This window comes from Kitasatospora sp. NPDC036755, assembly GCF_040636595.1.
In the GTDB taxonomy this organism is placed as follows: Bacteria; Actinomycetota; Actinomycetes; order Streptomycetales; family Streptomycetaceae; genus Kitasatospora.
In genome coordinates this window covers 1-9,210 of record NZ_JBEZUT010000341.1, presented here as the reverse complement: position 1 = coordinate 9,210, position 9,210 = coordinate 1, and the positions used below count along the sequence as shown (strand labels likewise).

Genomic DNA, 9,210 nt, shown 5'->3' with positions numbered 1-9,210 from the left:
TGTTCCCGCGGAGCAGGCCCTCTGGGACGCGGTGCGGATCGCGGCCGTCGGTGCCTGGCGCAGCGGCGGGCGGCACGCCCTGGTGCACGGCGGCGGCGGTAGAAGACCCGCGCGGCGTCGGGATCGGAGGAGAGGTGCTCGTTCCAGGCGAACGCGCCCGGTTCGTCGACCAGTCCGGCGCCGTCGATGGTGCCGGCCCGCCAGAGGCCGAAGCGGACGCCGAGCGGGTCGACGGCGATCGCGGCACGGCCCTGCTCGGCCACCTCGTACGGGTCGCGGGCGAGGCGGCCGCCGGCGGCCCGGACGGCGGCCGCGGTGCGGGGGAGGTCGGGGCAGGCGAGGAAGGTGGTCCAGGCGGCGGGCGGGTCGGCCGGCCGGGCCCGTTCGACGGCCGCGACGTGGACGCCGTACCGGGTGGCCACCGCCTCGCCGGGGCCGGTCGGAACGAACTCCCAGTCGAACAGCGCGCCGTAGAAGGCCTGCGCCCGCGCTGGGGCCGGGGTGCCGAGCACGACCCAGCACGGGACCCCGGCGCGGTGGCTGCCCGGTTTCGGCATGCGGCCCTCCTGGCAGGCGCGGCGCTCGGGTTGGTGTCGGCGGGGTTCGGGCCGGCGGGGTTGGTGCCTGCGGTCTTCGGGGTGCGCGGTGCCGGGCTTGGCGTGTTCGGGCCGGTCCGCGCTCGTCGTACGGCGCGCGGTGTCCGGGCCGGTGCGCCGTCGGTCCCACTGGTCAGCCTCCGCGCCCGGCGGACGGGTGGCAAGCGGGGCGTGGCGCAGGCGGGCGCGCCTCAGGAGACTCCGTACGGCCGGAACTGGACGCTGATCCGCGGGCCCACCGGGCGGGCCGTCTTGGGGATCGCGTGTTCCCAGGTGCGCTGGCAGGAGCCGCCCATCACCACCAGGTCCCCGTGGCCGAGCGGGTGGCGGACGACCGCCGCGCCGCCGGCGCGGGGCCGCAGGGCCAGGATGCGCGGCTCGCCCACGGAGAGGATCGCCACCATGGTGTCCTCGCGGGCGCCGCGCCCGAACCGGTCGCCGTGCCAGGCCACGCTGTCCCGGCCGTCGCGGTAGTAGCAGAGCCCGAGGGTGCGGAACGGTTCGCCGAGCTCCCGGGCGTAGTGCCGGCTCAGTGCCGCCCGGGCCTGGCCGAGCACCGGGTGCGGCGGCTCGGCCTGCGCCGGGTAGGAGGCCAGCAGGCGGGGGACGTCGACCGTCCGCTCGTACATCTCGCGGCGTTCGGCGCGCCAGGGCACGGTGGCCGCCAACTGTTCGAACAGCTCGTCCGCCCCGTGCAGCCAGCCGGGGAGCAGATCCAGCCAGGCACCGTCGCCGAGCGGTTGCCGCCGCAGGCCGTCGAGCGGGCCGAGCCCGATGCCGCCGCGGTCCGCGTCGTCGAACAGCGAGGGCTGGAGGTGGACGGTGCCGTGCATGAGGCCAGCGTACGCCTTGATTCGAACATGTGCTCGAAGATCGGAGAGGGTTCTAGGGTCTGTCGTCAAACTCCCGTCGTTCGCCCCGCAGACGCGAGTTTGACGACAGACCCTAGGCTTCGGGTATGGCGATCAACGGCTTCGGGGTCACCGAGTTCCAGCTGGTGCTGCTGCGTCGGATGGCGGACTTCCGGCCCGGACCGGTCGAGGAGGCGGTGCGGCGGCTCGGTGCCACCCGGACCTCGATGCGGGAGGCCAACAAGCGCTGGCAGGCGATGGTCCGCGCGCCGGGGTTCCCGCGCGGCGGCGCCCGGTACGCCGCGGTGCTCGGCCCGGCCGGGGCGAGCGTGCCGCGCCGGATCGGCGACCTCGCCTGCGTCGCGCGGCAGTGGACGCTGCCGCTCTGGCCCGAACTGCGCTTCGAGGTCCTGCTCGGCCCGGCGGAGATCGGCGGGCCGGTGCTGAACGAGTGGCTGGTGCGGGCGGCGGACGCGCCGGCGCCCGTGCTGCGCACCCTGGCCGACCTCGCGCCGTGGGGCTGCGTGGTGGGCGACGTCGGCGCCGCGTTCCCGCCGGCCGTGCCGCGGGAGGGGAGCGCGCCGACCAGGTTCCGGCTGGACTTCACGGCCCCGGACGCCGACGGCCGGCCGCGCCGGTGCGAGGCCGACTTCACCTGGGGGCTGCTCCAGGAGGTCCGTCCGATCGACGGCCAGGGCATGGGTATGCCCGGCGATGCAAGGTGATATTCAGTGAATGCCTTAGATTTGCAGGCCAAATGAGGGGTGTGGCAATCTAATCGCAGACATAGAAGAGTTCTGGCATCGGAAAGTGAAGGATCATGTCGGACGGCGCCCGCGTCATCGTCGGAGTCAGCGGTTCACTGCACAGCCTGACCGCCCTGCACCGGGCGGCCGAGGAGGCCCGGGTCCGGGGGGCCGTCCTGGTGCCGGTGCTGGCCTGGACGCCGGTCGGCGGCGAGCGCAACTACCGCGCCCGGCCGTGCCCGCCGCTGCTGCGCGCCTGGCAGGAACTCGCCGAGGCGCGGATGGCGAGCGCGCTGGAGCAGGCCTTCGGCGGGCTGTCGATCGGCGTGCCGGTGCGGCCGCTGGTCGTGCGCGGAGAGGTCGCGACCGTGCTGACCGGGCTCGCCGACCGCCCGGGTGACCTGCTGGTGGTCAGCACCGGTGAGCAGCGCGGCCTGCGGGCCGGACTGCGCGGGCTGGCGCGCCGCTCGGTCGCCCGGCGCTGCGTGAACCGGGCCCGCTGCGGCGTGCTCGCCGTCCCGCCGTCCACCCTGCACGAGGACCTGCGCGCGCTGCACCGCGGCATCGACCTGCGGGAGCTCGCGGCGGCCTGACGAGCCGTCAACTGCGGTGCACGGTCAACCCGTCGACCACGGTCCGGGTGGGTAGCAGTTCGCGCAGGGCGTCCGTCGGGCAGCTCAGTGGATCGGTCGGCCACACCGTGAGGTCGGCGAACGCCCCTGGCCGAAGGCTGCCGCGCACGGCGCTCTCGCCGGTCAGCCGGGCCGCGTTCACGGTGTGCAGGGCGATCGCCTCGGCTCGGCCGATCGCGTGCTCCGGGCCGACCACCCCGGCCGTGGTGCCCCGGGTGGTCATGCCCCACACCGACGCCATCGCGCCGTACGGGCCGACCGGGAAGTCCGAGCCCCCGGTGATCAGCGCGCCCTCGTCCAGCCACTCGCGCAGCGGGAAGAGCGCGGCGGTGCGCTCCTCGCCCCAGGCCCGCTGCTGGGTGAGCGCGCCGTCGTGCAGCAGCGGGTGCTGGACCGTCACCGGGATGCCGAGGGCGATCGCCCGGGCCCGCTGTTCGGGGCGGGCCAGGCCGCCGTGCTCGACCACCAGCGCGCCGGGGGGCAGACCGGGGTGGCGCTCGACGACCTGCGCGAAGACCTCCAGCAGCACCCGCAGTCCGCGGTCGCCCCAGGCGTGCACGCCGACCCGCCGGCCCCGCCCGACCACCCGCTCCACCGCCGCGCGCAGCTCGGCCGGCTCCCAGAGCAGCCGGCCGTGGTAGCACGGCTGCCCCCGGTAGGGCTCCTCCACCGCGCCCGCCTCGAAGCCGCCGTCGATCCCGAACTTGACGCCCCAGAGCCTCACCCGGTCGTCGTCGCGGCCGGCGGCGGACCAGTCGTCCATCCGGTCCAGCAGGGCGTCCACCTGCTCCGGGGTGCGGGCGGCGAAACCGGAGACCAGCGCCCGCACCCGGACGGCCAGGGCGCCCGCGGCCCGGGCGGCGTCCAGCACGTCGAGGTCCTCGACCGGCACCAGGCAGTCGCGGACGGTGCCGATGCCGGTGGCGGCGAACCCGGTGGAGGCGGCGCGCAGGCCGTCGATCCGTTCCGCGAGGGTGGGGCGCGGCAGCACCCGCTCGACCAGCTCGACCGCCCGGTTGACCAGCCGGCCGGTGAGCCGCCCGTGCTCGTCGCGCTCGATCACGCCGCCGGGCGGTGCCTCGGTGGCCTCGGTGATCCCGGCCAGCCGCAGCGCGGCCGAGTTGAGCACCATGTTGTACGCGCCGCGGCGCACCAGCACCGGGTGCTCGGCGGTGGTCGCGTCCAACTCCCCGGTGGTGGGCATCCGTTGCTCGGCCAGCAGCACCTCCTGCCAGTTCACCGCGGTGTGGATCCACTCCCCGGCGGGGGTGCGGGCGGCGCGCTCGCGGATCAGTGCGAGGAACCCGGTGAGGTCGCGGGCCCGGTGCACCGGCACGCCGTGGACGCTGTGGCCGGCCAGGATCAGATGGGTGTGGGTGTCGTCGAAGGCGGGCAGCACGGTCGAGCGGGGGGCGTCCACCACCTCGGTGTCCGGGCCGATCAGGGCGTCCAGGCCGTCGGGTGCGGGGGAGAGGGCGGTGATCCGGCCGCCGGTGGCGGCGATCGCCCGGCGGGGCGGCTCGCCGGGCACCAGGGTGTGCACGGCGGCGGCGCGGATCAGCAGGTCGGCGGGGGCGGGGGCGGTCATCGCGACTCCAGGGGGCGGGACAGGCCGGTGACCTTCTCGACGTACCGGAGGCTGGGCGCGGAGAGCAGTCCGTGCAACTCGGTGAACACCGCGCGGGCCGGCACCGCGTTCCAGTCGGCGGGCAGCAGCTGTGCGGGCAGCCCCGGGTCCAGGTACGGCAGCCGGCGCCACCGGGTGAGCATCGGCACGTAGTCGCGGAACGCCTCGGCCGGGTCGACCGGGGACCGTTCGCGCAGTTCCTCGGCGGCCGGGCGCCAGGCGTCGGCGAAGGCCGCGTACTGCGCTCCGATCGCCGGGAGGTCCCACCAACTCGCCACCGCGGCACGGAGATCGGCGAACCCGGCGTACTCGGCGGAGAGGAACAGGTGGACGTAGGCGCTCAGCCCCAGCCGGTCCAGCAGCCGACGGGCGTCCGGCAGCAGCCGGGCGGGTGCCAGCCAGACCCCCGGGGCGGCGTTGCCGAAGCCGAGCCAGCTCAGCCGGGAGCGCAGCTGGTGGCGGTGGGCGCGGGCGGACTCCGGCACCGAGAAGACCGCCACCACCCAGCCGTCGAGGAGTTCGGCGGGCTCCAGGCTGTGGAAGATCCGCCGGTCGCCCTCCTCGAACACCGGCTCCATCGCCGGGGCGAGCCGGTAGCCCATGGCCGACCGCCGCTCCTGGAGCAGGGTGCCGGCCTTCTTCAGCCGGGACATCGCCGAGCGGACGGCCGGGCCGTCGACGTCCAGCTCGGCCAGCAGGGCGATCAGGTCGGCGATGGATATCCAGCCGCCGAGCCGGCGGACGAACTCGCCGTAGACGGTGTGGATCAGGGAGCTCGGCCGGGGCGTGCTCTCGGACATGTGCGGTCCCTCCTCCCCGGCGACTGGTGGCGATCATAACGACGGTGCGGGCCCTGGGACGTGCCTTGCCGATCTTTGCCGCTTCCGGCGATCGGACCGGAACGGCCGGAACGGTCTGCTACGCGTACGCGCCGGAGAGCAGGTGTCCCGCCCCCGGGGCGAAGGCGGGCAGGCCGAGGGCGCGCAGGAGCTGGTGGGCGGTGCAGACGGCGGCCGAGACCACCGGCCTGCCCAGCTGCTGCTCGGCCTCCTCGACCGCGGACAGCGAGGGCAGCTGCACGCAGGCCGAGAGCACCACCGCGTCCGCGTCGGCGTGGCGCAGGCCGCGGGCGATCGCGGGCAGCCGGGCCGGGTCGTGGGCGGCCACGTCCAGGTTGTCGGCGATCTCCAGGGCGGCGTGGTCGAGCACCTCGATGCCCTCGGCGGCGAGGTACTCGACCACCGTGCGGGCCAGCGGCCGCAGGTACGGGGTGACCATGGCGACCTTCGCGGCCCCGAGTTCGTGCAGTCCGGCGACCAGGGCGCCGGCGCTGGTGACCACGGGCGCGGGGGCGCCGTTCTGGATGGTGCGCAGGTGCAGCCGCCGTTCGGCCTCGCGGTGGTAGCCGGGGCCGGTGGCCATCACGGCGACCAGGCAGGCGTAGCCGATCACGTCCACCCGGGCGTCCGAGAGTTCGGCGGCGCAGCGGTCGGACTCGGCGTCCATGGCGCGCAGTTGCTCGGGGGTGACCCTGGTCATCCGCATCCGGCTGGAGTGGAAGGTGAACCGCTCGGGGGCGACCGCCTCACGGGCCCGCAGCAGGGCGGGCACCTCGGTCTCCATGGTCACGTTGGAACTCGGGACGATCTGGCCGATCCGGTAGGTGGTGGTCATCGGGTGGACGGTCCTTTCCGGCTCCGGGGCGGGGTGGCGGCGAGGCGGCGACGGCCGGGTCGAAGGCCGGGTCGACGATCGGAGCGTCGGGCGCCGACCGGCGCGGTCAGCGGGCGTCGACGACCGGGTTGGCGAGCGTGCCGATCCGCTCGATGGTGGCCTCGACCAGGTCACCGGGCCGGAGGAACTGCGGCGGCACCATCCCGGCGCCGACGCCCGAGGGGGAGCCGGTGGAGATGACGTCGCCCGGTTCCAGGGTGACACCGGAGGAGATGTCGGCGATCAGCCGGGCGACGCCGAAGAGCATGTGGCGGGTGTTGGAGTCCTGCCGCAGCTCGCCGTTGACCTTCAGCGAGAGGTCGAGCCGCTGCGGGTCGGGGATCTCGTCGGCCGTCACCACGACCGGGCCGAAGGGGGCGTAGCTGTCCTGGCCCTTGGAGAAGAACCACTGGCCGGAGCGGCGCTGGTCGCGGGCGCTGATGTCGTTGACGATGCTGTAGCCGAACACGTGCCGCAGCGCGTCCTCCTCGGCGACCCGGAAGGCCGGTGCGCCGATCACCACGGCGAGTTCGCACTCCCAGTCGAGCTGCTTGGTGAGCTCGGCGTTGTGCAGGATGGGCCCGCCCGGGCCGGTCACGGCGGTGGAGGGCTTGCCGAACAGCACCGGGCGGTCGGGCAGTTCGCGGTCGGTGTCCAGGGTGCGGTGCGATTCGGCCACGTGCTCCACGTAGTTGAGCCCGACGCCGATGATCTTTCCGGGGCGCAGCGGTGCGCACAGCGCGACCTCGGCGAGCGGCCTGGTGGCCGGGGAGCCGGTGAGCAGTGCGCGGGCGGTGGCCAGGGCCGGCTCCCCGGCGCGGATGAGGCCGAGGAGGTCGGAGGGGAGCCGGACTCCGGCGGCGGTGGCGAGGGCGGTCAGGTCGGCGACGCGGTCGCCGTCGAGCCGGGCGCCGAGGCGAGGGGCGTCGGCGGCGGCGTCGGGGCGCTCGGTGCCGTGGGCGGCCTCGTACGTGCCGTGGGCGGCGGCGGTGCCGGTGCCGGTGCGGAAGGTCAGCAGGTGCATGGTGGTCGGGCTCCTGGTCAGGCGGTGATGGTGGGCTGCTGCCCGTCCGGGTGGGCCTCCTCGCGGTACAGGCCGAGCGAGCGCATCACCGGGAAGTCGTTGAAGGAGAACAGGCAGGCGTCCTCGCCCTGGTCGAGGTTCGTGTGTTCGTGCCAGGCCCAGGACGGGACGACGAAGACGTCCCCCTGCTGCCACTCGAAGCGCTGCCCGGCGATCACCGAGGCGCCCCGTCCCTTGGCCGCGGTGTACACCACCGAGCCGGTGTGCCGGTGGGCGCGGGTGGCCTGGCCCGGGCGCAGCAGCTGCAGGTGGGCGGACATGGTCGGCATCACCGGGCCGCCGGTGGCCGGGTTGGTGTACTCCATGATCACGCCGTCGTGCGGCGACCCCTCGGCGGCCCGGGAGAGCCGGCACAGCGCGTCGTAGCTGGGTTCCCAGGGCCAGCCGAACAGCGGGGAGTAGGGCCGCGACCACTTCTCGACGCCGTACGGCAGCAGGTTGCCGCCGTAGCTGAGCAGCGAGGAGCCGGTGACCGGCCCCGGCCGCTGGTAGAGCTCCGGGTGGACCTCGTAGAAGTTGGCGTCGAGGGTGTTGACGAGGGGGATGTCCAGGCCGTCCTGCCAGATCACCGGGGCGTCGTCGGCCTCGTTGCCGTGCTCGTGCCAGGTGCTGTTCGGGGTGATCGCGAAGTCGCGCGGGCCGACCTTGAGCTTCTGGCCGTCCACGACGGTCCAGGCACCGGTGCCCTCGTGGACGAAGCGCAGCGCGGAGGCCTGGTGGCGGTGGGCGGTCATCGCCTCGCCGGGGCCCATGATCTGCAGTCCGGTGTACAACAGGCCGACGGCGGCGCTCAGTTCGCGGCGGCCGGGATTCACCAGCATCACCACGCGGCGCCCGGCGTCGTCGGCCTTGACCAGTGGCAGCGCCTTGCGCACCAGGGGGCGGAGGTCGGCGTAGCGCCAGAGCACCGGGACGGACCTGGGCTGTGGGTACCAGGGTTCGATCTCGTTGGCGACCGTCCACAGGGCGCCGGCCTGGTGTTCGGCCAACTCACGGTAGTAGGCGCGTAGTTCGGGGCTGTCGGTGACCCTGGCCCGGCCGATCCGGTCGTCGTCGTGGTCGTCGCCGCGCCGGTCGTCCCGGGTGGGGGTGGGGTCGACGGTGGTCATGCCTCCTCCTCGGGGAGGGTCAGCGGCCGCAGCGGACGGTCGTCCACCCGCAGCCGGAAGACGTCGAAGCGGTTGTAGTGGCCGACGATGTCGTGCATCTGCTTGGGCTGGACGCAGCGGCCGAGGTCGATCTCGGCGTACACGATGCCCTCGTCGTCCACCAGCGGTTCGGTGACGGCGCGGCCGTCCGGGCCGAAGACCCCGGACAGGGCGCTGTGCGGGCGGGCGAGTTGTCTGCGGACCCGCGGGTCGTCGCCGGCGATCAGCTCCACGATCTCGGGCGAGACGGTGGAGCAGGAGACCACGGCGAACACCTTGCCCTCGAAGCAGTGCGCGGCCGTGCGCAGCGCGATCGAGTCCGCCATGTCGTAGTCCTCGGGGCCCACCGGCAGCGCGATGTAGCAGGCGGCGTGGACGAGTTCGCCCCGGGCCAGCAGGGTGAAGCGGGCCAGCGGGTTGGTGTTCTCGCCGCAGGCCAGCGCGCCGAGCGGGCCGACGGCGGTCGGGTGCACCCGGAGGGTGCTGCCGTCGCCCTGTCCCCAGGTCAGCTTCTCGGCCCAGGTCGGCATCAACTTGCGGTGCGCGTTGAGCAGTTCGCCGTCGGCGTCGATCACCAGCAGGGTGTTGTAGAGCAGTCCGACGCCGGGCCCGCCGCGTTCGTTGACCCCGATCACCAGCACCACGCCGGCCTGCCGGGCGGCGGACCGCAGGGTGTCGACGTACGGCCCGGGGACGTCCACGGCGGCCCGGTGGAGGCGCTCGAACCAGGGCGAGCCCTGCACCGGGTTCATCGTCCAGTTCCAGTACGGGTAACCGGGCACGAAGACCTCGGGGAAGACCACCAGTTCGGCG

The 9,210-nt window shown here is 74.5% G+C and carries 10 protein-coding genes; 2 read left to right on the top strand and 8 right to left on the bottom strand.

The window, feature by feature from the left end; all coding sequences use genetic code 11:
- Together AB0E96_RS34225 and AB0E96_RS34220 are read right to left on the bottom strand one after the other, a co-directional pair.
- Positions 1–557: VOC family protein (locus AB0E96_RS34225; protein WP_359829696.1), on the bottom strand; the 557-nt coding region annotated here is incomplete at its 3' end.
- A 230-nt stretch (positions 558–787) separates the two neighbouring features.
- Positions 788–1,429 (bottom strand): alpha-ketoglutarate-dependent dioxygenase AlkB, encoded by a 642-nt coding sequence (locus tag AB0E96_RS34220; RefSeq protein WP_359829695.1) that lies wholly within the window; start codon positions 1,427–1,429, stop codon positions 788–790.
- Positions 1,430–1,554: 125 nt separating this feature from the next.
- Here AB0E96_RS34220 and AB0E96_RS34215 point away from each other — a divergent pair, with 125 nt between their 5' ends.
- Both AB0E96_RS34215 and AB0E96_RS34210 read left to right on the top strand, forming a co-directional pair.
- The gene (locus AB0E96_RS34215; protein WP_359829694.1) at positions 1,555–2,172 is read left to right on the top strand and encodes a hypothetical protein; all 618 of its coding nucleotides are present in this window, start codon (positions 1,555–1,557) and stop codon (positions 2,170–2,172) included.
- 95 nt (positions 2,173–2,267) lie between these two features.
- Positions 2,268–2,786 (top strand): universal stress protein, encoded by a 519-nt coding sequence (locus AB0E96_RS34210; protein WP_359829693.1) that lies wholly within the window; start codon positions 2,268–2,270, stop codon positions 2,784–2,786.
- A 7-nt stretch (positions 2,787–2,793) separates the two neighbouring features.
- On the opposite strand, the gene AB0E96_RS34205 is transcribed toward AB0E96_RS34210, so the two are convergent.
- From AB0E96_RS34205 to AB0E96_RS34180, 6 genes are all read right to left on the bottom strand, one after another.
- Positions 2,794–4,413, bottom strand: coding sequence for an amidohydrolase (locus tag AB0E96_RS34205; RefSeq protein WP_359829692.1), 1,620 nt, complete (start codon positions 4,411–4,413; stop codon positions 2,794–2,796).
- Positions 4,410–5,252 carry a PaaX family transcriptional regulator C-terminal domain-containing protein gene (locus AB0E96_RS34200; protein ID WP_359829691.1) on the bottom strand — a complete coding sequence of 281 codons (843 nt, stop codon included), beginning with the start codon at positions 5,250–5,252 and terminating at the stop codon, positions 4,410–4,412. The genes AB0E96_RS34205 and AB0E96_RS34200 overlap by 4 nt, the downstream gene beginning before the upstream one ends.
- Positions 5,253–5,370: 118 nt before the next feature.
- On the bottom strand, positions 5,371–6,126 hold the full coding sequence (locus AB0E96_RS34195) for an Asp/Glu racemase (RefSeq protein WP_359829690.1): 756 nt from the start codon (positions 6,124–6,126) through the stop codon (positions 5,371–5,373).
- 106 nt (positions 6,127–6,232) lie between these two features.
- Positions 6,233–7,189, bottom strand: coding sequence for a fumarylacetoacetate hydrolase family protein (locus tag AB0E96_RS34190; protein ID WP_359829689.1), 957 nt, complete (start codon positions 7,187–7,189; stop codon positions 6,233–6,235).
- 17 nt (positions 7,190–7,206) lie between these two features.
- Positions 7,207–8,358, bottom strand: coding sequence for a cupin domain-containing protein (locus AB0E96_RS34185; RefSeq protein ID WP_359829688.1), 1,152 nt, complete (start codon positions 8,356–8,358; stop codon positions 7,207–7,209).
- Positions 8,355–9,210: carbon-nitrogen hydrolase family protein (locus tag AB0E96_RS34180; RefSeq protein WP_359829687.1), on the bottom strand; the 856-nt coding region annotated here is incomplete at its 5' end. The genes AB0E96_RS34185 and AB0E96_RS34180, both read right to left, overlap by 4 nt.

Coding starts and splice junctions, on each gene's coding strand:
- AB0E96_RS34190 (WP_359829689.1), bottom strand. CDS start 7,189: ATGCACCTGCTGACCTTCCGCACCGGCACCGGCACCGCCGCCGCCCAC.
- AB0E96_RS34200 (WP_359829691.1), bottom strand. CDS start 5,252: ATGTCCGAGAGCACGCCCCGGCCGAGCTCCCTGATCCACACCGTCTAC.
- AB0E96_RS34210 (WP_359829693.1), top strand. CDS start 2,268: ATGTCGGACGGCGCCCGCGTCATCGTCGGAGTCAGCGGTTCACTGCAC.
- AB0E96_RS34195 (WP_359829690.1), bottom strand. CDS start 6,126: ATGACCACCACCTACCGGATCGGCCAGATCGTCCCGAGTTCCAACGTG.
- AB0E96_RS34185 (WP_359829688.1), bottom strand. CDS start 8,358: ATGACCACCGTCGACCCCACCCCCACCCGGGACGACCGGCGCGGCGAC.
- AB0E96_RS34205 (WP_359829692.1), bottom strand. CDS start 4,413: ATGACCGCCCCCGCCCCCGCCGACCTGCTGATCCGCGCCGCCGCCGTG.
- AB0E96_RS34215 (WP_359829694.1), top strand. CDS start 1,555: ATGGCGATCAACGGCTTCGGGGTCACCGAGTTCCAGCTGGTGCTGCTG.
- AB0E96_RS34220 (WP_359829695.1), bottom strand. CDS start 1,429: ATGCACGGCACCGTCCACCTCCAGCCCTCGCTGTTCGACGACGCGGAC.